20 protein-coding genes and 3 pseudogenes are annotated in these 23,261 nt (G+C 52.6%); 9 read left to right on the forward strand and 14 right to left on the reverse strand.

Going from position 1 to position 23,261, the window contains the following annotated elements; genetic code table 11:
- Positions 1-4 precede the first annotated feature (4 nt).
- The 4 genes from LOY52_RS08645 (at position 5) to LOY52_RS08660 (ending at position 6,611) form a co-directional block, all read left to right on the forward strand.
- Positions 5-3,637, forward strand: coding sequence for a transporter substrate-binding domain-containing protein (locus tag LOY52_RS08645; RefSeq protein WP_258679074.1), 3,633 nt, complete (start codon positions 5-7; stop codon positions 3,635-3,637).
- A gap of 103 nt (positions 3,638-3,740) precedes the next feature.
- Positions 3,741-4,118, forward strand: a complete 378-nt coding sequence (locus LOY52_RS08650; protein WP_258679075.1) for a type 1 fimbrial protein — start codon at positions 3,741-3,743, stop codon at positions 4,116-4,118.
- Between the two features lie 307 nt (positions 4,119-4,425).
- Positions 4,426-4,887, forward strand: coding sequence for a hypothetical protein (locus tag LOY52_RS08655; RefSeq protein WP_258679076.1), 462 nt, complete (start codon positions 4,426-4,428; stop codon positions 4,885-4,887).
- Positions 4,888-4,982: 95 nt separating this feature from the next.
- A complete protein-coding gene (locus LOY52_RS08660) occupies positions 4,983-6,611 on the forward strand; it encodes a methyl-accepting chemotaxis protein (protein ID WP_258679077.1) in 1,629 nt (542 codons plus the stop codon).
- Positions 6,612-6,685: 74 nt separating this feature from the next.
- Here LOY52_RS08660 and LOY52_RS08665 read toward each other — a convergent pair whose 3' ends face one another.
- The gene (locus LOY52_RS08665; RefSeq protein ID WP_258679078.1) at positions 6,686-7,225 is read right to left on the reverse strand and encodes a hypothetical protein; all 540 of its coding nucleotides are present in this window, start codon (positions 7,223-7,225) and stop codon (positions 6,686-6,688) included.
- Between the two features lie 1,156 nt (positions 7,226-8,381).
- Between LOY52_RS08665 and LOY52_RS08670 the strand changes: the two are divergent.
- Positions 8,382-8,774, forward strand: a pseudogene (locus tag LOY52_RS08670) (fimbrial protein); the annotation flags it as partial.
- A 310-nt stretch (positions 8,775-9,084) separates the two neighbouring features.
- Here the strand turns inward: LOY52_RS08670 and LOY52_RS08675 are convergent.
- Positions 9,085-9,474 (reverse strand): AraC family transcriptional regulator, encoded by a 390-nt coding sequence (locus LOY52_RS08675; protein WP_258679079.1) that lies wholly within the window; start codon positions 9,472-9,474, stop codon positions 9,085-9,087.
- A 194-nt stretch (positions 9,475-9,668) separates the two neighbouring features.
- Positions 9,669-10,355: a hydrolase gene (locus LOY52_RS08680; protein WP_095135423.1), complete on the reverse strand. Its 687-nt coding sequence runs from the start codon at positions 10,353-10,355 to the stop codon at positions 9,669-9,671.
- Between the two features lie 275 nt (positions 10,356-10,630).
- Here LOY52_RS08680 and LOY52_RS08685 point away from each other — a divergent pair, with 275 nt between their 5' ends.
- Positions 10,631-11,092 carry a Rid family hydrolase gene (locus LOY52_RS08685; RefSeq protein WP_258679080.1) on the forward strand — a complete coding sequence of 154 codons (462 nt, stop codon included), beginning with the start codon at positions 10,631-10,633 and terminating at the stop codon, positions 11,090-11,092.
- A 19-nt stretch (positions 11,093-11,111) separates the two neighbouring features.
- Here the strand turns inward: LOY52_RS08685 and LOY52_RS08690 are convergent, their stop codons facing one another.
- The 3 genes and pseudogenes from LOY52_RS08690 to LOY52_RS08700 all read right to left on the reverse strand — a co-directional run.
- Positions 11,112-12,089: a LysR family transcriptional regulator gene (locus LOY52_RS08690; RefSeq protein ID WP_408980425.1), complete on the reverse strand. Its 978-nt coding sequence runs from the start codon at positions 12,087-12,089 to the stop codon at positions 11,112-11,114.
- A 306-nt stretch (positions 12,090-12,395) separates the two neighbouring features.
- A complete protein-coding gene (locus LOY52_RS08695) occupies positions 12,396-12,935 on the reverse strand; it encodes an AAA family ATPase (protein WP_258679081.1) in 540 nt (179 codons plus the stop codon).
- A 157-nt stretch (positions 12,936-13,092) separates the two neighbouring features.
- A pseudogene (locus LOY52_RS08700) lies at positions 13,093-13,551 on the reverse strand (helix-turn-helix transcriptional regulator); the annotation flags it as partial.
- Positions 13,552-13,865: 314 nt separating this feature from the next.
- Between LOY52_RS08700 and LOY52_RS08705 the strand changes: the two are divergent.
- The 3 genes and pseudogenes from LOY52_RS08705 to LOY52_RS08715 all read left to right on the forward strand — a co-directional run bounded on the left by LOY52_RS08705 (position 13,866) and on the right by LOY52_RS08715 (position 15,685).
- The gene (locus LOY52_RS08705) at positions 13,866-14,039 is read left to right on the forward strand and encodes a hypothetical protein (RefSeq protein WP_258679082.1); all 174 of its coding nucleotides are present in this window, start codon (positions 13,866-13,868) and stop codon (positions 14,037-14,039) included.
- Positions 14,036-14,741 (forward strand): annotated as a pseudogene (locus LOY52_RS08710) (hypothetical protein). Before LOY52_RS08705 ends, LOY52_RS08710 begins: the two are co-directional and overlap by 4 nt.
- A complete protein-coding gene (locus LOY52_RS08715) occupies positions 14,714-15,685 on the forward strand; it encodes a DUF2345 domain-containing protein (protein ID WP_258679083.1) in 972 nt (323 codons plus the stop codon). Before LOY52_RS08710 ends, LOY52_RS08715 begins: the two are co-directional and overlap by 28 nt.
- Before the next feature lie 32 nt (positions 15,686-15,717).
- On the opposite strand, the gene LOY52_RS08720 is transcribed toward LOY52_RS08715, so the two are convergent.
- The 8 genes from LOY52_RS08720 to LOY52_RS08755 all read right to left on the reverse strand — a co-directional run bounded on the left by LOY52_RS08720 (position 15,718) and on the right by LOY52_RS08755 (position 23,219).
- Entirely contained in the window at positions 15,718-16,350 is a 633-nt protein-coding gene (locus LOY52_RS08720; protein WP_258679084.1) for a fimbrial protein, read from the reverse strand.
- A gap of 1,012 nt (positions 16,351-17,362) precedes the next feature.
- Entirely contained in the window at positions 17,363-17,872 is a 510-nt protein-coding gene (locus LOY52_RS08725; RefSeq protein WP_258679085.1) for a hypothetical protein, read from the reverse strand.
- A 152-nt stretch (positions 17,873-18,024) separates the two neighbouring features.
- A complete protein-coding gene (locus tag LOY52_RS08730) occupies positions 18,025-18,546 on the reverse strand; it encodes a hypothetical protein (RefSeq protein ID WP_258679086.1) in 522 nt (173 codons plus the stop codon).
- A 7-nt stretch (positions 18,547-18,553) separates the two neighbouring features.
- Positions 18,554-19,330 (reverse strand): TIGR04255 family protein, encoded by a 777-nt coding sequence (locus LOY52_RS08735; RefSeq protein WP_258679087.1) that lies wholly within the window; start codon positions 19,328-19,330, stop codon positions 18,554-18,556.
- A 241-nt stretch (positions 19,331-19,571) separates the two neighbouring features.
- Positions 19,572-19,790 (reverse strand): hypothetical protein, encoded by a 219-nt coding sequence (locus LOY52_RS08740; RefSeq protein ID WP_258679088.1) that lies wholly within the window; start codon positions 19,788-19,790, stop codon positions 19,572-19,574.
- A 954-nt stretch (positions 19,791-20,744) separates the two neighbouring features.
- On the reverse strand, positions 20,745-21,857 hold the full coding sequence (locus tag LOY52_RS08745) for a hypothetical protein (RefSeq protein WP_258679089.1): 1,113 nt from the start codon (positions 21,855-21,857) through the stop codon (positions 20,745-20,747).
- 409 nt (positions 21,858-22,266) lie between these two features.
- Positions 22,267-22,824, reverse strand: a complete 558-nt coding sequence (locus LOY52_RS08750; protein WP_095139986.1) for a Smr/MutS family protein — start codon at positions 22,822-22,824, stop codon at positions 22,267-22,269.
- A 74-nt stretch (positions 22,825-22,898) separates the two neighbouring features.
- Positions 22,899-23,219 (reverse strand): hypothetical protein, encoded by a 321-nt coding sequence (locus tag LOY52_RS08755; protein ID WP_003223191.1) that lies wholly within the window; start codon positions 23,217-23,219, stop codon positions 22,899-22,901.
- Between the last annotated feature and the right edge of the window lie 42 nt (positions 23,220-23,261).

Here is a 23,261-nt window from a genome sequence, read left to right on the forward strand (position 1 = left end):
GCTTATGTTTCATCTGTTGCGCGATGTTTTGCTAGTCAGTGTGCTTTTCGTCTTCGGTAGCGGGTCGTTGTGGGCAACTGAACCGCGCACTCTGCAGGTATTCGGTCGATCAGACTGCAAGGAGCCGCAGGTCGATCTGGCCAACGAGGACTGGAGTTGGCTGCGGCAAAAGCGCAGCATCGTACTGGGTTCGGCGCTTCCGGATTTCCCGCCTTATGTCATGACCGCAAGCGGTACTCGTTATGAGGGGATTGCCGCGGACATTGCCTGCATTATCGGCCAGGCCTTGCATGTCGAAGTTACCGTCAAGGCTTATCCTGACCGTCGCGACGCCATGGCGGCGCTTGAGCGCGGCGACATCGATATGTTGGGCAGCTCTAACAGTTTCGAGTTGATCGACGGCCTCGTCACACTCAGCAAACCTTATGTCGAAGACGTGCCGGCGATGTTCATGCGCGGCGATGATCGGCGACCGATGCCGGCCAATCTGGCCGGTCTGCGTATTGCGGTTGCCGACGATTACCTGCCATCCAGTCAGTTGCATGGGTTGTATCCCAACGCCGAGTTCGTGCTTTTTCCGTCAAACGAGTTAGCACTGGCTGCGCTGGCGTTTGGCAAAGTCGATCTGTTTCTGGGCGATACGGTGTCCAGCAATTATCTGATCAACCTCAACTACTTCAACTTTGTGCGCCTGCACTCGTTCGTGAAAACGCAAACCAGCGGTTTCAGCTTTGCCCTACGCCGAGGTAACGATCAATTGCTGCGTTTGGTCGACTCGGTCATCGTGTCGATGGGTGAGGGCAAGATAGCCGAAATCTCCAAGCGCTGGTCCGGTGGCGGGGGAGCGCTGACACCCAAACGTATCGATCTTACACCCGGCGAAGCGCGCTGGCTGGAGCAGCACCCGGTCGCGCGGTTCGTGATCAATGACGATCAGGCGCCGTTTGCATTCTTCGATGGCGATGGCAATTTTGGCGGGATCGGCGCCGATCTGCTGGAGCTGATTCAGCGGCGCACTGGTTTGCAGATCGACGTAGAGCGCACCGACAGTTTTTCCAGCTTGAGCACACGCCTGCTTGATGGCAGCGCCGATATCTCGTTACTGACGCCAACCGTCTCCCGTGAAGTCGGTATGCGTTTTACCCATCCGTTCCTTGCCAGTCCCTTTGTGATCGTCACCGCCAAGGACGCAGGCGCGCCTTCAAGCCTGCAGGAGCTTCGCGGCAAGCGCGTCGCCGTCCCCGAGAGTTCGGCGGAGCGTGAGCTACTCAAGGATTATCCCGACATCGAGATTGTCGACAGCGAAACAGTGCTGGGTGCGCTGGCTGACGTGAAGGATGGGCGAGCGGACGCGATGATTACCACGTTGCATGGTGCGCGCTACTACATCGCTCACATCTACAGCGACAGTTTGCGCATCTCCAACATCGTCGGCATGAACAAGGGTTTCCTCGCCTTTGCCGCCCGGCGTGCCGATACCGAACTGGTCAGCATTCTGAACAAGGCTTTGCTGAGCATTCCACCAGACGAGCTTGACGTGATTCTCAATCGTTGGCGTCCCATTGCAGCGTTCTCGGGACTGTCGTGGCGCGATTACAAGGTGTTGATCTACCAAATCAGCGCTGGCGCCTTCTTGATTATCCTGGGATCGCTGGCGTGGAATTTCTATATTCGCCGGCAGATCCGTGAGCGCAGTCGAGCAGAGCGCTTGCTCGGCGATCAGCTGAAGTTCATGGGGGCGCTAATCAACGGCACACCGCACCCCATTTACGTGCGCGATCGGGAAGGCCGGCTTGTCACCTGCAATAACAATTATCTGCAGACGTTTGGCTTGTCGGAAAAGGACGTGATCGGTAAGACCGTGCTCGAAAGCGGCAAGCGTAATCGCCAGGAAGCGTTGCAATTTCACGATGACTATCTGCGCGTCGTCGAGCGGGACGAACCTTACGAGGTGGATCGCACGCTGCATGTCGGTGATACGCGGCTGATCATTTATCACTGGATCCAGCCCTATCACGACACGACGGGGGAAGTCAGAGGCGTGATCTGCGGCTGGATCGACATCAGCGAACGCCGCGAACTGATCGAGGAGTTGCGTTCGGCGAAAGAGTTGGCCGATGAGTCGAGCCGCGCCAAAACCACGTTCCTCGCGACCATGAGCCACGAGATCCGTACTCCGATGAGTGCCGTGATCGGCATGCTCGAACTCACGCTCAAGCGTGCCGAGCAGGGGCACTTCGATCGGCCGGCGATTGAAGTGGCCTACGACTCGGCGAAAGGCCTGCTGGAATTGATCGGCGATATCCTTGATGTGGTTCGCATCGAGTCAGGGCATGTCAGTCTTTCGCCGAAACGTGCCAACCTGCGCGAACTGGTGGAATCCGTGGCGCGGGTATTCGACGGATTGGCTAGGCAGAAGAGTCTGGTATTGAAGCTCGACATCGACGCCACTGTCGGCTGTGACGTACTGGTTGATCCGATGCGCTTCCAGCAGGTGCTATCAAACCTGGTCGGAAACGCCATCAAGTTTACCGATACCGGACATGTCAGTGTCTCGATCCGCGGCCAACGCCTTGCTGACGAACGTTTGCAAGTCGACCTCAAAGTCGAGGACACCGGCATCGGCATTTCCAGCGCTGATTTGCAGAACCTGTTCCAGCCGTTTTCTCAGGCCAATCATGGCCCCTCGAACAGGGGCGGCACCGGTCTGGGATTGGCGATTTCACGTTCGCTGTGTGAGTTGATGGGCGGGCGACTGAACATAACCAGTACTTTGGGCAAAGGCACCTGTCTGGAAGTGTCGCTGTTCTTCAATATTCTAAGTCCGCTCGGCGGTAAGGTACTGCCTGTTTCGGTTGTCCAGGACAAACCGGTTCCTACGCTGCGGATTCTGGTAGTGGATGACCAAAGCGCAAATCGTTTGTTGCTGACTCAGCAGCTCAGCTTCCTTGGCCAAGTAGTGCGTGATGCTGCAGATGGTGCTGAGGCGTTGGTACTGTGGCGCTCGGAGCCATTCGACATTGTGATAACGGACTGCAACATGCCGGTTATGAACGGCTATGAACTGGCCCGCACCATTCGCCAGGACGAACGCGACAGCGGTGCAGAACCGTGCATCGTGCTGGGCTTTACAGCTAACGCGCAGCCTGAAGAAAAAGTGAAATGCCGAGAAGCGGGCATGGATGACTGTCTGTTCAAGCCAATCAGCCTCAGTACTTTGTCGACCATGCTTGCAGGCTGGGAAAAGAGTGTCGAAAACGAGCAGTTTGATAGTCCGCCTGCGGCGACGAACAAGGAGCTGGGTTCGATTCGCGAGCGTCTGAACGAGCTCACCGGAGGCGATCTCGACATGATGAAAGAACTGCTCCGCGAAGCACTGTCGAGTTGTGAAAAGGATTTAGAGGAGTTGCATTCGCTGATACCTGAGAGCGATCCCGGGCTGCTGGCGGACTTGGCACACCGGATCAAGGGCGCGGCGCGCATCGTTGCCGAACATGAAGTCGTCGAGGCGTGTAATGCCCTTGAGGCCGAGTGCGAAGCGCCCGTCATTGATCCATCCAATATTAACCGCAACGTATTGAAGCTGGAGCATGCACAGGCTGATCTGATCAAGAAAATCAAACGGGTCGAGTTGTAACCGTAACGGGGCAGGGTGGTGCTGAGTGGCCCTGCCTCGGAGGGGACGTTAAAGATCATTTCGCAACGGGCGATACCTTGGTTAATAACCATGGAGTTTCGCGATGATCATTCGACGTCCTTTATTGATTGCCTGTGTTTGCCTGCTTGGTTTTGACACTGTCAGCGCGGCCCAGTCTGCGCCCGTTAGCGGAGTGATTCGTTTCAGCGGAACGATTGTTGAAGCAAGTTGCATGGCGGGTGGCGCCAGCCATGCTTCTGTCGAGCTGCTTGATTGTCCGCACGCGAGCACCGGTCAGGCTTTCTCAGTGACTGACGTCAGTGCGGCAGGGCGGGGTGAGTCGCACCAGCAAGTGTTCGTTAAGATGATTGCCGATACCCATGAGCATGATAATTATTACGACCAGCGTCTGCTACTCACGGACAACAAGGGCCACCCGATAACAACTGGTAATTACGTCGTGACGCTGACGCTGCCTTGAAGGCCTTAGAAAGAATGAATCAGCGCCCCTTGTTTTAAGGTTACTGACAAAAAGGGGCGTTAATAATGAGAATTGTCTGGTTCGTACTCAACCGCCCGTGCTTCTGGCTTTGCGCCGCCCTCCACCGTTGCAAAATCCCTCCCTCCAAAGATCTTGAATCGGCCCATGCCCGCTAGTCCGCGCTCGCCATCACAGTGTGATTTTCGTTGAGCGATCCCTTGTCGCCATTTTGAGACAAGTCTCATATCGGACAGGTTAGCCCTTGGTTATTTTCTGAAAGGAAGAATGGAGCTGCCAAAGGTGTCCGATGTTTCTTGAAAATAACCGAAGTCGATCTCTGCGGATCCTGATCGCCGATAGCGACGTGCGAAGAGGTCTGTCGATTGAGCAACAGTTCAACAAACTTGGTTGTCTCAGTGTATTGAACGTGTGTACTTATCGTGACCTGAGAGTACTGACGTATTACTGCCCTCAGCGGTTGAGCCTGGTCGTCGTCAATGCTGAGCTGCTACACGAGATGGGGATGGATCCCCTCGACTTTTTCGGGGAAAACCCGCTGATTCGCTATCTGCTGATTTTCAACCCTAGTGATGACCATCAGTGGTCGAAAACCTTCTTCAACCCGCATCCGCAGCGCTGGATGCGTCTGGTCTCGAATATCAATCTGCCACGATTGGCGGATTTTCTGATGCTGGCTGATCCCGCGCTTAATGAAAGTGCGGAGCTGGCCGTAAGTGATCCCACGATTTCTTCGTGTGCAAACCGCTAGCTGCACGCTTGCGCGGTGACGGCTGACTGTCTGCGCCAGCTTTCCTGCCAGTTCGTAAACCCCATTGTCTTGAACACATTCTAAGGTAAGGCATCATGCTGCTTCGTAAACTCAATCTCGCGCCGCGTTCGGCGCTGTGTTTTGGCTTATTCTGTTTCATGATTATCGCGATCGGACTGATCGCCTTGCAGCAAGTCGACTTGCTCAACAAGGCAGAGACTTATGTCGAGACGACCATCGTGCCAAGCATCAAGCTGCTCGGCCAACTGGATCGTGAGTTCATCGAAATCAAGGGCAATAACGCCCGCTTGCGCAACCCTATTGAGACCCCTGAGCGCAAAGCTCAGGCCCTGATGGATATTCAGCAATCACGTCAACTCATCAAAAATCATCAACGAGCGCTCATTGATCTGCTGGCAACTGACGCTGGGCGTGAGGCGTTCGAGGCGTTCGCCAAAGCACAGGCGGTCAATGATCAGGCGCAGGACCAATACCTTGAAACCGTGGCGAAAGGGCAGCTTGAAGCGGCCATTGCGCTGTCAAAGAATCAGATGCGTGCCGCCTCGGACGGCGTGCAGGTCGCGCTCAAGAAGCTGATTGCTCTCAACGAGATCGAAGCTTATGAAGCGGGCAAGCAGGCCGACAAGGTCTACGAACACACGCTGTTGATCGTCAGTGTGTTCATTATCATTGCCATCGGTGCTTCCTTGGCCCTGGCAGTGTTGTACACCCGCAGTCTGACGGTTCCGATTGCAGGCTCGCTGAGGGTAGCGGAATGCATCGCCGCCAACGATTTGAGTGAAACCATCGCGCTGGATGGTTCCGATGAGGCGGCGCAGATGCTGTCGTCGTTGGCCGCGATGCAGACCAGTTTGCGTGATGCGCTGATCATGATCCGTGACTCGTCGACGCAATTGGCCGAAACCTCGGAAGCCATGCACGGCGTTACCGAAGATATTTCGCGTATCACTCAGCGTCAGAGTCATGAAATCGAAATGGCCGCCACTGCCGTGACTGAAATGAGTGCAGCGGTGGAGCAGGTTGCTGACAATGCCGCATCGACTTCGCAACTGACATCGGAATCAAGTGCGGCAGCCATTGCCGGTAAAACCCAGGTCAGCGAAACGGTCGCGGCAATCAACCTGATGGTTTCCAGCGTGCACAGCACTTCGGCAGAAGTGCAGGCGCTTTCTACGATGGCGAGCGATATCAGCAGCGTGCTGGACGTGATCCGAGAAGTCGCCGAACAAACCAATCTGCTCGCTTTGAACGCGGCCATCGAAGCAGCGCGAGCGGGGGAGGCGGGCCGTGGCTTTGCCGTGGTTGCAGATGAGGTGAGAGGGCTGGCGCAGCGTACTCAGAAATCGACCGAGGACATTGAATCCATGGTCAGCTCCATTCAGTCGGGTACCAGCAGGGCAGTTTCCTCCATGAACCACACCCGCGCTCAGGCTGAAAGAACACTCGAGATGGCCAATATCGCCGGCGAAGTGCTGACTGACATCACTGGGTCTCTGAATCTTATCAATGAGCGAAATCTGCTGATGGCGACCGCTGCCGAAGAGCAGGCTCAGGTCGCGCGCGAAGTGGATCGAAGCCTGATCAGTATTCGGGATCTGTCTTGCGAAACCGCAGAAGGTTCGAAACAGACGGCAGCTGCATCTGCGGAGCTTTCGCAATTGGCGGCCTCGCTGAATAAGTTGACCAAGGAATTCAAGCTTTAAAAAATTGACGGCAAGCCCTGTTTTCCAGGGCTTTTTTGGTCCGTGATCAATCGTATTGCGCAACGAGTGCAGACTCATTTCTGGGCTGGCAACGCGGTTTGTGCCGTCAACTGTTCAATGCAATGGGCGAGTTGTTTTTCATAGTTTTCCAGCACGGCTTCAGCATCAGCTTCACGCTCATCACGCAAGCGGAAGAAATCGTCGCGCTTGAGCTGGTCCGAGACGAGTCGGATATTTTGCTCGATGATCGCGCACAGTGAGTCTTCGTCCTCTGACGCGGCGCTGGTATTCGCCTCGCGTTGATTGTTTTCCAATTCGGTCTTTGCCGCCTCGGCGGCCTTCGCTTGTTCCTTCGCGGTAAGCAGGTCGGATTCCAGGGCCTGCTTTTGTTCCGCCAGTTGCTTGAGTTCTGCGGTCATTGACTGGATAGCCTCGGCGCGCTGCTTGAGCTGGATCTCCTGTTGTTGCACCACAGCCTTTAGTGGAAACAAGCTGTTGAGCTCATGACCGGCGACGACAATCATGGCGATCAGCGCCAGTGCCAAAATCGTCAGGCAGTAGATAGCGGCGTTGCTCTGGGGATTTGGGCTATTGAGGGTATCGAGGGTTCTCACGGAATCGTATCTCCTATCAGGAGTAGCCAGCTTAATGGCTGAGTTCCGTTGCGTCTTTAAGAAGAGTCTTAAATTGACTGTTTGGTTATTTGCGCTGGTAAAGCCGCCGCACGCAACTCTCCATCGCCGACTACAAGTATGTACAGGCTAGAGGCATTGGATAAATAAATGTACACCCCGCCTAGTACACCGTGTGAAAAAAAATTTCTCTCTTTTAGGAGAAGCATCACCACAATCACGCTTATGTTTACTCAGTCAATCGCTATTGGGAGGCATTTCAAAAAATAACCATAACCCGCCAATCTCAAAATAAGACAATTCTCATGTGTTAACGAGGGTTGTAGTCGTGCAGTTTATAATGTTTAGCCGACCCCTCAAGATCTGTAATAGGTAAATTTTTGTCATATTTCAGTACCGTCAAACTAATTTCATAAGCAATAAATTCGGGCGCTTCGATGGTTGGAAATCAAAAGCATCACATTAATTAGGTACTTAATAATAAAGAAAAAGCCTAGGTTGGCAAAATGCCCGCGAAACTCAAGACTAGAGATTTTAGATTCTTTAAGTAAGCTGTAAAAATACCATCACCAAAAAACGGTAGGCTGTTTGCATATGAGACTTAGAAAAAATTAATAATTTTTGTAGTGCTATGTTTAACGTCGATAGCAGCAAATGCTACATGTGAGTTTAAGCCGGAAAATGGCTTAAGCGACATACCATTCAATTTGCCTGCAAGTATTTCCGTTCCCAGAGATACCCCAAACGGAACATAATCTACACCAACTCAGTTGTCAAAACCGTCTGGAGTACTTACAAATGCTCTACGCCATTTTATTTAGGCTCAGTTGATGCTACAGGAAAAAATCAGACCTCCGGGATCTACCCTATTGGCGATACAGGCATTGCTTGGCAGCTTATAAATAGGGACACTGTATTGCAGTATCCCGGTTACCTTGATAACCGCACGGATCGTTGGCTGAGCTTTGTTGACACAAAAATAGGTTTTAATTTGATCAAGATCGGTGACATCAAGGCGGGAGCAGTTATACCTTCAAGAACGTTAGGGTATTCTGTCGCCGACGCGCTGAAACTGATCTCTGTATCAGTAACAGGTTCGAATATTATTGCATAATCCTGCGGCTCACCTAACAATGTAGAAGTCGACTTGGGAAAGCCAACACTTAGAGAAATATTCGATGATTCCATAAGCTGGTCAACAATAGGAATCCAGCTTAGAAACTGCCCCAAAGGTATCAATAATATAAATATAAGTCTAATGCCGACAGCCTCTTCTCCTGCCTTGGATGAACAAGCGGGCGTTATAAGATCAAATCCAAGCTCTACAGCTAAAGGCGTTGCTGTACAAATCCAAAAACGCGGCAATGGGAATTTTGATTTTACAAAAAAATACGCGGTAGAATATTTCTCACCAGGATCAGAAGGCGTTTGGATTGAGCTGCAAGCCAAATATGTTCAGCGTGGACTAGGGAGCAATATGCGAGCTGGTACCGCGAATGCGGAAATAATGTACGTTCTTGAATACTTGTAGTGCTTTTTAGACTTGCAGAAGCCTGAGTTTTTATTTGACTTATAGAAATAATTATCAATGGCCCGAGTCTCAAGGCAAGCGCAAGATAGAAATCAATTAGCCGGCCGTACATATATCACACTTGATTTGGAAGGTTTGAAATAATCGCCATTCCTATCCTTCAGCGCCATGCTCGGTTGAGAGGCTGTGGTTCTGGATTGATCAACGAGGTCATTGCCTGCTATGCCCGAAATCAGGATCCCGTGACCGGTTGAATCCACAGCCATTTGCAGTCTTTCGAATTGAAAAACGTCTTTAAAAAGATTGGTTATTAGGCGGCAGCTCGAGCAACGCGCTTCCAAGCCAGGGGCGTCATACCTTCAGTCTTTGAGAACACTCTGCAAAAGTGCGCCTGATCACAGAACCCGCATGCCATTGCGATCTGGGTCAGCGTCATTATTGAGGAGTCGAGCAGCTGTTTGCTCTTTAGGACCCGTTGTTGACGTAGCCATTGCGTAGGGGACAAGCGTGTGCTTGCTTTGAATTTTCGGCTGAAATGACTGCGAGAGAGTGCACAGGCGTCCGCAAGCGTCGACACTGAAACTCCAGTCTCCAGGCTTTCCAGCATCAATTGTTTTGCAGCTGTCTCCTGCCACAGTTTGAGTTTCCCCGTGGGCAGAAGTACGACATTGCTGAGTGCAGTGCTTTCGACACCTTTCATGGTGATTCCTTTTTTCAACATGAACGACCGGAAGACTCGGTAAAGTCGGGACGGGACATTGCCCAGGGACAGCAGGCGGATCAGTCAGCGCAGCGTCGCAGGCGCGCGGACGACGCTGATATAGCCTCTGTCGCCGTTCCGGTTCAAATGGATAGCAATGGGGACGGCCCCCATTTAATGAGGGCCAGTGAGGTTCAAACAGAGGCAGCCACAGGTGCCAGAGTCGGGCCATGGTCTACACGCTCGGGAGCCTTGTGCACCATGGTGTAGGCATAGTCGACGCCCATGCCGTAAGCACCGGAGTGCTCCTTTACCAGATTCATGACGGCGTCGTAGGTGTCGCGGTTATTCCAGTCACGCTGCCACTCCAGCAGCACCTGCTGCCAGGTGACCGGCACCACGCCGGCCTGAATCATGCGCTGCATGGCGTAATCGTGAGCCTCCTTCGTAGTGCCACCGGAAGCATCGGCGACCATGTAGATCTCGTAGCCGGCATCGTGCATGGCGGAAAGTGCAAACGTGGTATTGCACACTTCAGTCCAAAGGCCAGAGACGATGATTTTGTTGCGGCCATTGGTCTTCAGCGCGTCACGGACTTTCTGGTCGTCCCACGAGTTCATCGAGGTGCGTTCCAGCAGAGGCGCGTCAGGGAACACAGCGAGTAATTCGGGGTATGTGTGGCCGGAAAAGCTATTGGTCTCAACCGTGGTGATAGTGGTTGGCACGTTGAAAATTTTTGCGGCCTTCGCCAGAGCGACCGTGTTGTTCTTCAGCGTCTGGCGGTCGATGCTTTGCACGCCAAAGGCCATCTGGGGCTGCTGATCAATGAAAATCAGTTGGCTGTTCTGAGGGGTCAGTACTTCGAGTTTTGGATTGTTCATGGTGGTTCCCTTTAGTGAAATGATGGTCTTCAAATCTCTTTGCGGGCCGGGCCAATCTTCTGTCTGCTGAAAATCGCGGAAGGTTGTTGGCGGTAGCTGCGGCGCCGAATTCGAGTTCAAGGTAACCGATCATTCTCAATTTTAGGGGCGCATTAATGCCTCTCCAGTGGCGCATTAATGCGCCCTTGCAAGATCATTTGCGGTGCTAGTCTCTGGCCTCCCACAACTCTGATTGCCGCTGTGCGAGCAGTCTGTTCTACGCCAGGAGAAAGCAAATGTCTGCTTCGCAACCGTTCGGAAAGAAAACCGCTTACTGGGGTGTCGCATGGGAAGAAAGCTACGGCTACCCGCAGGCCAGAAAAGTTGGAAACGACATCTATATCTCCGGCCAATTCAACCATGATGAAGACGGCAATCTGGTGGCTCCGGCTCCACTCAATAGCGAAGGCAAGCCCAGTGATTTCTCTTCCATGGGTCAGCAAATGCGCGCCTCCTACGACAACATCTCCAAGTTGCTTGCCCTGTATGGCGCAACACTGGAAGACGTGGTCGAAGAGACGCTTTATGTGCTGGACATGGACGCGGCGTTTGCCGTGGTAGGGAGTGTGCGCAAGGCTGCGTTTGGCACTGAGCGGCCGCAGTGCGCGAGCAATATCATCGGTGTATCGAGGCTCGCACAGCGTTCGCAGTTGATCGAAATTGTCTGCAAGGCGGTCATTGGCTCCGGCACCCGCTAAGACGTGCTTCCGGTTTCGTCTACGAAACCGGAAAAGCTCGCTGGCCTTCGATCAAGGGCTTGAGTTCGGCAACCGCCGCTGCGCAAAACGTCATGAACGCCTTGACTCGCCATGACTTTCGAATGTCCTGGTGAGTCAACAGCCAAAGCCCATCTTGAAGTTCAGGCACAACCGGGCCGATACGCACCAGACCGGGCGTGACGTCACCCAGCATGCAGGGAAGGAATCCAAAACCAAGACCCGCCGCAATCGCAGCGCTGGCCGCGGCGACGGAATCGGTGCGATAGGAAATGCAATCGGGGTCAACCCTGCTGTCGACGTAGCTCGTTGCTTTGAGGCCGCATAAAGCTGCCGAGTAGGACACCCACGCCTGGCCTTCTGCGAAAGGCGTCGAGGTCGGTGAGTTTTTATCACTGCCGTATGGCGCCCAGGCAATCGTCGCGAGTTTGCGTCCGACCAGACTTTCAGCGGGTTTATTGGTCGCCCTCACTGCAATATCCGACTCATCGCGGGCAAGACTCAGTGTCTGATTGGCTACCAGTACCTCAATTGCTATCCCTTCATTAAGAGCTTTGAATTGCGCAATGATGGGCGTGAGGAAGTACAGCAGCAGCGAATCACTGGTGGTGATGCGCAGCTTTCCAAGTGGCCCCTTACCTGCGCGTGATACTCGTCGTGCAACACTGACAATATCCAGCTCGACCCGCTCTGCGAGCGCTCGCAGCTCTGCGCCTTCAGCAGTGAGCATGTATCCCGAGCGGCGGTGATCGAACAGTGCGACGCCAAGTGTTTTCTCAACCTGGGTCACTCGACGCGATACGGTGGACACGTTGATTCCCAGCTTCTTTGCAGCATCGGTGCGATTGGCACATTCGCTGAGCGTTTTGATGATGCGTAAGTCGTCCCACGAAAGCTGAGCCGCAGAGTCACTGAAATCCAATTTCACGCCACTTTCCACAGCCTGGCGCAATGAACCAATTTTAGGTGATGAATTCACGCGAGGTATTCCGGATACCATGTTCGCTCATCATACGAAAAGGCTAACGTGGAACAAAGGAAAACTGGTCGGGCAGAAATCCCCACTTCGACTCAGAGATATCTGGGCCCTCCGGGTGAGGTTTCAAATTGCAGGGCTGGAGAGCACATTTCGATATCTGGAAATTGAACTCGATGACGCCTTGGAGATTGCGCAGCAGACTGGGGTTGAATATGCCTGGCGACGGTCGAATCCTGACCGTCGCTAACTGGCCAAAAGCAGCCACTCGTGACCGGCAGTTTGCGCAGTGAATCAGGCAACCGTCGGTCAATCTCGCGGAGTCTGGACAGTCGAATTACCAATGCTCGCGAGAAAAATGCCGAGATCCCGATCAGAACGCAGACAAACCACGCGGCAAGCTGATGGCGCTGCGGCAACAAGTCGCTGCATCTTTTCTCGCGCTGTTTTTTTCGTCCGCCACATGAATCTAAAAAACTCCGGCAGGTTCATCAGCAGTTCGGGGCAGTTCTCCGGCAAGTCAGGCCGAGACTGACCGCGTTGGAGCAGCGTTCTGCGCAGTACGCGCAAGAATCGAAGCGTCGCCGAACGATCAATCCATATCAAAAGATCTGCACGGGCCAGCCGGTTGTCCCAAGTGGCTGAATGGCCACCTTCGAATATCCAGCAATCTCGGGCTTCTACATCGAGACAAAGCTGTGTCTTCTCGTCCCGACTTCGTTCGATCCACCCTGGCTTCCAGTGAATAGTGTCGATATGAACGACCGGCAAGCCCGTACGCTGACCAAGCTCACGCGCCAAAGTGCTTTTGCCTGACCCAGGTTGACCAACAATCATCACCCGTTGCATCGAAGCTCCTTCTCGCTGTGCAAGCTAATTTTTTGGGGGGGCGATTTTACGTCAATGCCTATCTCGGTCAACAACAAGCGGTCAGCATGACAGACAGCTTTTGGCCGTAAGCTGCCTGACGCATAGACAGTGCAAAGCCGCCGACTCCTGCTCGGCGTCAGGAAGCAGCGGACTGCCTCGACTGTCGACTTAATCCAGGTGTCTTGCCCGTAATACGTTTGAATGCGCGACTGAAAGCGGCCTGAGAGGTATAGCCCAAACGCTGAGCCACTTCTTCAATGGGCAGCCTTTCAAGCGTCAGCCACTGGCTTGCAAGCCGCATCCGCAACTCAGTGACGTAGCGTAGCGGGGTCATGCCAATAGTCACCTGGAAACGGTCCGCAAAGACTGAGCGCGACGTATTGCATTGCTCCGCCAGCTGCGCAACGGTCCAGTTGCGCCCCGGTTGTTGGTGGAGCGCAAGAAGCGCATTTGCCAAGCGTGGATCGCGCAATGCGGCGACCAAGCCTGAGGCATTACCGCAGGCGCACTCCACCCAGCCGCGAACGACCATAGCAGCCACCACGTCGGCCAGTCGCGCGAGGATGCCGGCGAAGCCGATACGTGCGGCGCTGATTGCCGGCGGCGTTCCCGATGACGATGCTGTGATCTGGCGGCTGTTACGGCGGATGGTAATTCTCGAGTTTGACTTCGAAGCTACGTCTCCAATCACCAGGACGTATGGACTTGCGCTAGCACGGATGGCGCTTTGTGACGAGGACGTTAATCGTGCAGAAGCGCTTTGGAGTCGGCTGGTCGACTTGTCAATTAAGATCGGTACTACCGGTGGTGAAGTCGACAGAAAAAACATAGGGGCCAATCTGGCCGACGCAGGTTTCCGACTTGCTGGCGACCGTGAATATGGTCCAGCACGCATCAAACTCGCGGAGCTTGTACAGAACACGCGCCGGCAACAAGGTAGACGCTCAAGGCGCCCCGGGCAGTACGGTCGGCGAAGGCGGCGCCGGCAACGGTGATGGAACCAGCGATAACCCCGCGCTGAGCGGCTTTGAAAAAGTGCTGGGGCGTATGGATAAGTGGCTGGGCGGGAGTGAGCAGACGTGAAACTGCACAAGATACTTTCCATCAACGGCTCCCCGATCGCTCTCATCAAGGAGGACGTCAGGCTGGACGCTTCCAGCCCCGGCCGGGCGAACTTCACCGTTCAATCCCCTGTGCCGCTGAAAGGGCTGGTGACGCTGGATATCGGCTACAACGAGGGCACGCTGCAACGGCACTTTATCGGCTACGTCGAGCGCTGCACGGCCGCCAACGCGGTCGAACAGGTCTTGTTTTGCCGTGAGCTGGCCGCCGTGCTGGCCAACTCGTTGCCGTTGAACCTGCGTCATGTGGATCTGCGCGCAGTGTTGACCCAGGTCAGCGAACAGACCGGGCTGCGCTTTCGTGTCCCCGATCGGCCTTATGCCAGCGTGAAGGCACCGTATTTCTACAGCCTCGCTGCCGGTTATCAGGCTATGGACAGTTTGCCCCGAGTGTTCAGCATTCCCGACTTCACCTAGCACCAGCTGGGCAACGGAGAAGTGTTCGCCGGCAGTTGGGCCGATAGTTTTTTTCGGCGCCCGTGCGCCGCTGCAAATCCCCACGGAGCTGTTCGACGGCTACCAGGGCAACCAGAGCGCGATGGTCGCGGCCCTTCCCGGCGTGCGCCCAGGTGCAACGATCAACAACGGCGAGCGCATCACCACGGTGGCACTCGCCAATGACCAGATGGCCATCCGATGGACGACGCAATCCGCCGCGCTGTAGAGCGCCAATTCCCCGAACTCACCGGAGGTTACCACCTGCCGCGTTTTGCCCGCGTCACCGCAGTGGCCGACGCGCCGGCGGACGCCGGGCTGTGCGACGACTTCCGTCCGCGCTACGCCGTTGACATTGTCGTACTCGGTCCGGATGACGAGCCAGATCCGGCCATGCCGCCGCTCACTGGCGTTCCTTTACCGCTGCCCACCGGTGGCGAGGAAATGGGTATTTACGCCTTTCCAGAGGAGGGGACGCGAGTGGTGGTGTGCTTCGCCTACGGTTTGCCAAACAAACCTTACATCCAATCTATTTTGCCGCATGGTCTGAGCATGCCGAAGGTGCCGAAAGGTGATCAGGTGTGGCAGCACAGCGAAGCCGTACAGCAGCGTGTCGACGCAGACGGCAACTGGTTACGCCAGACCGATGGCAAAATCCGGGATCAGGCGATCGAGCGCGAAGTTGAAGCCTTGAACAACCGCGAGCAGTTCCAGAGCCACACGCAGACGATTGATGACCACTCAATCGAGACGGTGGGTGGTGTGAAAACGATCGAGGCGCTGGGCGCACTTAAGCTGTTGTCAGGCGGATCCGCGAGTCTGGCCGCGGTTGATGATTTGCACCAAGCGACCGGCCGGGATCTTAATTTGGTTGTAGGGCAGCAGCACAACGCCACGGTGGGAGGCGATATGCAGGAGCAAATCGAGGGGGGGCGCAGAAGTATTGCCGCGAAGGAGCAGCAACTATTGGCACCAAGGAATTGGATTGGGTCGGAATCGATTAACTTATTCCAGGTTGTTTGCGATTTACTTAAATTAATTGAGGATATAAATATCCAAATCGCTGTGCACAATCATGGAGTCACACCCGCACCTAACAATGCGGGCGATTTTACCTCGAATGCCTCAAAAGTCTCTGCCAGTACGCTGCAGCTCCGGCGAATCACGCTGTAGCCCAAAATTTCACATCGGTAGGTTTGGTTTCATCATAAATACTCAAGCACATACATGATTTCCGCCTTGACGGTGCCAGGTGTAACCTCTGCTCCATTCGAAAGCGGATACAGCTGTGCTTGTAACTCAACCAAGACGCTCGCTGATCCGGGGTCGTAATGGGCGACTACATATCTTTTAGAGAAATCAAAATCGGAGTTGTCTTGGTTTTTTATTCGAATTGCGATCCCTTTAGCCGTTGAGCTTGAGTTTAGACCTATTACGCCAGTGCTTGGCGAGATGGCAGGCGATGAGGCTGTAGGTTTTAAACTTAATGCTATGTTTTTAATGACTTTGGGGCAGTTTGTTATTTGAATTCTAATCGGCGACCATTTGTTATATTTTTCATACTTAAATTCGCTCGCGCTTGGCTTGCCGAGGTCTACAGTTATGTTCTCGGGCGACTGGCAGGAGGCAGCTACAACATTCATGGGCGTGACTGAAATGCTCATAACTCGGAGGTCACCAACCCGGAAATAACCAAGCGGGCCTGCTGGAACCACCGCCCCCGGTTCAATAGCACCTATTTTCACCAGCTTAATTCCGTGTCTTGTTCCGTCCCAACCAGCAGTTCCCGGATTATTGAGACCGGAGGGATACGGTGCTGAAGCATTGTCTCCCCACATCCACTTCCACGCGAGACCCGAGTCGCCTATGGGGTACACACCCACCTGACTTTTCTGTCCTCGTGCATCTTCTGAGCCTTGAGAGTACGAACTTGTGCAGGTAAAGGAATTCTGGGGCGAGCTGAGTACTTTACTTGTCTGGTATACTATCGAGCCGTTTGGAGTGTCACTAGGTATTGAGAGGTTCGAGGGTAATGTGAACGGTATATCCCGCATCTGATGGTTGGTAACGAATGAACATGTGGCCGCCGCGCTGCAGGAATATAAGTAGAGGGGGAGTAGTACTGCACAATACCTTGAGAAATACATTTTTATTAACTCATCGCTAACTTGGCTAATTATGGCTTCAAGCCATTAAAGCGTTCGAGTGAAGCAGTCACTCTCTGATTCGCCTAGCTAAAAGCTTTTCAGATCCAGTCAATATAGGAATTGTCTGCTTTCGCGGTTTCTTCTGACGACAGGTGCAAGTCCCCACAGCTATCGGCTGGTGGGGGCTTTTTCGTTCAAGTCGAGGTAGCCGTCTGGGCCTGAAAGATTCGTGGGTAAAGAAAAAACTAACGAAAAAGCACTTATCCCCCTCCCGCCGGCGGGCTTTGCGTGGTTTCTTTTTGCAAATGAGGGTGATGGTGAAATCGGATGGCCCAGGTAGGGCTGGTGCGGGTGCCGCTAGGTATAGAGCGCTTTCAATGAGTGCAAGGTTTTGCAAAGAGTCGCTAAAATTTCTTATGAGGACAGGAGACGGTTGGCTAGATTGGCATTCTCTAGAATGGCGTTTTACACGGGTATGGCTATTGAAAACGTGCGTTTAAGCAGTTTTTTAAAATCAATAAGATCTTCTTTCACTGCCTAACGCAGACGGTTAAATAAAGCTTCAGTCTGTCGGAGAGCCACAGTGGTGCTGGCTTTCAGCGTGAAACCTGCTTTTGAATACTTTTCAACGATGTGCGGAAGATGATGATTATGACTTGTCGCTAGACGAAAGTAGGAGAACGCGTTTTAGGTCAGCGCTTTTTTATTTTAATTCCCGCACACGAAGCAATGGCTTCGAACCGGTGTTGTTTTGGATGAAGGTCTCAATGGTCTTTATTTCGTCATCTATGATCTTAATCTCACTGTCATAGACATCAGCGGTAATTTTATTATTCTGGAGGAGTTTTAATATTTCTGGTTTTTGATTTTCTAGGGCTGTCAAGTTGACTGCGGCCATTTTTAAAACTTGAAATGTGGTCTTTCGATATTCTACCTGAATAGGGTCATTTAGTTGTAAAAGTTCTTCGGTGTACTCGCCGAATTTAGTGCGTGTTGCCATAGTGCCGTTGGTCGATTCAAACCTCAGGTGCTGGCTCATAACATAATCGCACGGATTTACAATGTAGGGGCCCTTGGCTTCATCCTTCGGCCAGGCGTTATTTTTACGAGAGTTGCAGCTTCCGCAGCAGTAATAAAGATTTTGATAGTCGCGCTCTAAGATGGCAAATTTTGCGATGCCTTTGGGGCGATAATGGTCAACGCCAAAATTCAAGTTTGGTGCGCTGCTATCGGGCTGTCTGCAATAGACACAAGTCCTCGAGAATTCGTGCTGTAGATAACGCTTGTACGTTTGATAGCGCTTAAATAGTCTTGGAGTCAAAGACCTCGTGTGCTTCGACTTTGGATACTGGAAGACAGTAAAATTCAAGTCGGTAGCCCCAGCCTTTTTGCGCGATCAAGTATTGATTGCTCCACAGATTTTATGGAGTCAATAGACGCTTCTAGGTGGCTTATCTGTTCAACAGAAACTCTCGGGGCACGTTCGATTAATCGAGAATTGAGAATTTCAAGACGTGCTATCATTTCCGCTGAGAAAGAGTCATTTGCGTATTTTATCGCAAGAAGTTTTATACGGTCTTCAGCGATTTTGCTGATTTCTAGATCTCTTCCTTGAACTTGTCGTTCATTAGCGAGAGATCGAATTGGTCGAACGTCCGCGCTCTTAGGAAGAAGAGAGGTAGAATCATTCTGTACAGAAGCTTTTGGTACCTTTTCTGTACTATCAATATCGGCGCTGGCAGAGTTTAAATCGGTGTACTTATTGGTTAAAAACTGAGTGGCGCCGAAGTCGAAATTTTCTCTGGGAGGATTTCGCCCCAAAGCTGCTTGTGATGCATAAAAAATTGACGGTGCTGGCGCTGGTGTAACATCTACGTAAAAGTCCATGATTAAATCATCCTTTCCGTGTCTTGTTATCTGCGGATAAAGCGTTTCTAGCTTTATCGGTGATAGACCAGTCGAACAGATCAAATGCTTGGCGATGCATGATGTCGAGAGCAGCAGCAGTATCCTTTAGTGATACCTCTGAGCGATATGTATCAATGTCTATTAAGTAGTCAGGCTTAGGCGGTGAACCGTTGGAGCGATTTAGCTGGATTCCATGTTGAAATAAGCATCCGCCGTCCTCAGTCAATAACTGCATTCTGCCGCCAAAGTCATTTATCCCTGCGAAGAGTTCAGACGTTATGGGGGCAGTTAGGGCAGGATTTATCCAGCTTATAATTTCTTCGTCTTCACTTTTCAGTACGTTAATATACCGAAGTCCAATTCGAGTGAAGAAGTCTGAGTCTATTACTTTTTCAGCAGCTTCTAGAACTTGAAGAACACGCTCCCGCAGGTTGTCAAAGCCCGAGTAAGAAGTGGTCTCAATTGATAGAGCGTTCTCTTTTAGTGAGATGCTCCAGTTGCCTTTGGTGGATCGTAATATGTGTATGTTGCTAGAGGTGTTTCCGGCTCCAATACCAAGAGTGAACTCATTATTCAGCTCTAGCAATGGATAATCTTTACGCAGCGCTTTAACGAACGATGCAGGTGCACGTTGTTCGCCTAGTTCCATAAGGGTTGGAAAACGTAGCTCGCAAACAGCCTGTTTCAAAAAATTACGCGTGTAGCGTTTTTCATTGTCAGACCGAGTACGTACTAATTCGTCAGCTTTCCAACTTGCGCTCATGATGGACTCATCGCTAGGTACAAAAGGCGGCCATGATGGCATGGATTCACAGTAGTGTCAGTACTGCATAGGTTCACGCTCACACCAGTCATCGAAAATCAAGCCTGTCTTGGCAGTATAGACGCCCGTTCCCAAAAGGAACGGTAGGCCCTAGGTGCGATCACGAGCCTGGCCTCGTGGCTAGCAACACTCGATGGCTTACTCACGCTTGCAGCAATGCTGTGATTGACCTGGTGTGTCGTCATAAATCCTGCTCCTTAGCTATTAGCCGTGCCAAACCTTGTTTGATGAAACCAGCGTTTTCACCAATTCGCTCCAGCGCGCAACGGGCGTTTTCTCCTATAGCTTCGTTTCCCTGATGCTCTGTCAAAAGTACCAACTCCATCAACGCGGCCTCTAAGGCAAGCTGATTTTCGTAGATTTTTTCTAGAACCACGGGGAGTGAGTACTCACTGGGCATACTTTCGACTCCATTCGGAAAGCAGGAAGCATAGCAGGCACCTGCGAGGGGCTAATTTCAGTTTGAGGCTGGGAAAAGGGTAATTTTGGTAAGCCGATGCGAGAAATTGGCTGCAGCCCTTATAGGACGTGGCTTTGACGTATTACCTTTGGAGGTAATATTTGGTAATGCGGGAGGTAATATTTTTTCAAGTTACTGATTTTAAAGGGTTTTACTGGTTGGTGAAATTACTACGCCTAAAGGTAATGTTCTAACCTTTTTCTTACCCTATTATTACCTTTGAGGAATCTACCTAACCTGCTGAATTCATTGTGTTTTTATGGCATTAAAAAAGAAAATTACCAAAATTACCTTTTTCCCAGGGGTCAACCTGAAAACGGGGTGAGGCAGAAATGCGGAGATCGGCCTGCCTTCCACGCACGCTGTTTAACTCTCACAAAACTCGCCGGAACCGACGATAGACAGTGCCTGGATTGGAGCCGAGAACCGTTGCTTACAATTCGCTAAAGCTGTCTGCAGAAGGGATGGGAGGAGGAGGGAGGAAGACAGAGCTGGTACGCAACTGGTACGCAACTGGTACGCGGGTTGTCGGCGAGGCGTTTGGGCCTTTATCTGCGGGAGGTCAAAGAGGGGTCAGTCCGATCCATCATAGGAATGACTGAGCTGCCAGTGCGTCCAGGAGCAATTGTTGGCGAACGTCAGCTTTCGGCCGAGGCTGTGTAAAAACGTTTTCCAGCGTGACAGGTACTCAAAACCGGACTGGAAATCGCGCTTCTACGTAAAATCCACATCTGCTGACGTGCCGATAAATTTCAGATTTAACGTAGACGCGCACACTGCAATTTTGGCGAAACGTTTTTACACACTCTGGGCCAGAAGCATTCACTCGTTGCCATTAGGGTCATCCTAGGCGCCCCCGCCAGCATCAATATCGTGATATGTCCCCGGTACTTTTTACCGCTGAATTTGGTTATCAATCAAAAGCTGGTCATTGACAGGCTGGTTGAGGGTGCCGGTGGCAGCAAGGGCGATGTTTCTTGCCACAGCGTCAACTGGATCATCTAGCGTGCCAAGGAGTTGAAACTCAGATGCGCCAACGTAGCGGGCCTTCTGTTCATCCTTGCCAGTGAAGGACTGCTCTGCTCCCGTCTGCCATGACTGCCTAGATCGAATCTGGCGCAACGTGCTTGTATCTAATAACTTTGCCAACAGCAATACGTTCTTCCGGTTTCCAATTCTATTTAAGAGATAGCCCGTCCCAAGATTTTTGTCCCAGATGGGCTTCACCATTATCATGTGCAGCGTCTTGATTCCTCGACGTGCTAAATCCTGCATTACTTGCAACTGACCATTGTTAATGCCAAAAAAAAGTTTCCCGGAGTATTTCTCAATACGCGGGTACTTGTGCTTCACCTCTAACTGCATTAGAGAGTTGTCTGGCCATCGCGCCAAGCTGTCAATGTCCCAGACACCATCGAAAAAAGGTTGTATCGCACAGTTTTTAAACAGCCGATGAAGGACGACCTGCTTAAAGAGTTCATCGCTATAGTGGCTGGAAAGACCGGCCCAGAAGGCTTGCTGAGATCGATTCTCGTCAATCACCGCCTCCGCTGGAATCCTAAACCGTGGAGTCGACTGCTTTCGCTTTTTCATCATGAAAGACTGAATAGGGATGTCGGTTTGTTCTCCCCATTTCTTCATGAAGAAATCTCGGCTCATCTCGTCGTAGTAGCAATCAAACAGGAACTCACCCTGACCGGACGAAGGAGCCAGAAGATGGCGCAGGTCCGCTGCTGCTTGACCGGTCTCGGAGTGGTCCCACACCCACCAAGAGTTTACGAATTTCTTTTGTGGGTTTTCCTTTACCGTCAAAGTCCTTACGAGAGAAACCGGTAAAATATCGATTCCTTGAGCAATCAGCTTGCCGAGGTACTCATTGAACACAGCCTCAATGACCAATCCTTCAAGCATTCTGCTCTTGTCAGACCGGATAAGTATTTCCTTTAGCTGCTCGATGTTGTCTAGGGGGATATCTCGGAGAGGCCCAAAAGTGGTCAGCAAGCTCATTTAGTGTGTCCTTGTACTAGACATCAAAGCCGATTCCGGCGAGGACTGCTGTCGGTCGAAAGACGGCAGTCCAGGGCGGTTGCTTTTGGCCGATAGCCGCCGTTCGTTACGGTCAGGCATGATTCACAATGAAAAAGCCCCGCATCGTTTCAAGCAATGCGGGGCTTTTTCGATGTATATAGGATATGAATCCCGTACCAATTTCTGTACCAATAACTGTGAATTGGCATGAAACTCTGGGTTTTCCTTGGTGCTAAGCCCCTGATTTCATTAACCCTGAGAACCTACTGAGTACCCCTAAACATGGCGGTGTAATTCTGTTCCAGGGACATGAAACTACCTGTGGGGATTTTCGCAAAGGGCAAGGGTACGGTGGCGGACACAACCCTGCAAGTTCGGTGTGACGCGATTATTCGTCGCGGCCTTCCATCATGGTGCGTTTGAGCATCACGTACACCGCGCCGGCGCCGCCATGTCTGGCCTGGCACGAGCAGAAACCGAGCACTTGCGGATGCTGGCGCAGCCAGGTGTTGACGTGGCTTTTGATCATCGGCCGCTTGCCGTCCAGGCGCACGGCCTTGCCGTGGGTGACGCGCACGCAGCGGATTTCGAATTTGGTCGCCTCGGCGAGAAAGGCCCAGAGGGTCTCGCGGGCTTTTTCGACGTTCATGCCGTGCAGGTCGAGGCTGCCTTCGAACGGGATCTGGCCGATCTTGAGCTTGCGCATCTGGCTTTCCTGCACCCCGTCGCGGGCCCACATCAACTCGTCTTCGGGGCCGACGTCGATCACGAACTGATCGGACAGGCCATCCACGGTGGTGGTGTCGGTGCGCACAGTGGCGGACTGGCGCAGTTTGGCGATCTGCGCGCGGTCAGCCTTGGGTTTGCCAGTGTCGGCGCGGTCGTGCTTGATCGGCTTGACGCCTTGGATCGCACTTTTGAACAGGGAAAAATCGTCGTCTTGCATGTCAGCCTCCGCGAAGGGCGGCCAGTTTACCCAAGTCGAAACAAAACGGCCCGGCAAAAAGCCAGGCCGTGCAGTCAGTCGTGTTTTTTCATCAGGTGCGGGGACATGTTCAGTTCCCGCGATTGCCTGGCGCGACGCCGGCATCGACGCCACAGCGCCACACCGAAATACAGGAACAACAAGCCGACCGCGAGAATGATCGCCGACCCCGTCGGCGTGGCATTCAAATCGCCGAGCGCCGGCGGGCGCCCCAGCAGGCTGGCGGCACCGGCCATCGCCAGCAGCACACCGAACGTCGCCAGAATGGCGGCGATCGCTGCGCCGAATCGAAAACGCCAGTTGCTTTGGCCTTTGGGCCGCAAGCGGCGTGCGTCAAATCCATCGGATAACTTCATTCCGACCTTCCTCAATGGGTATCGGCCCTTCGACCGGGAGTT

The organism is Pseudomonas sp. B21-051, assembly GCF_024748795.1.
GTDB classification, from domain to species: domain Bacteria; phylum Pseudomonadota; class Gammaproteobacteria; order Pseudomonadales; family Pseudomonadaceae; genus Aquipseudomonas; species Aquipseudomonas putida_A.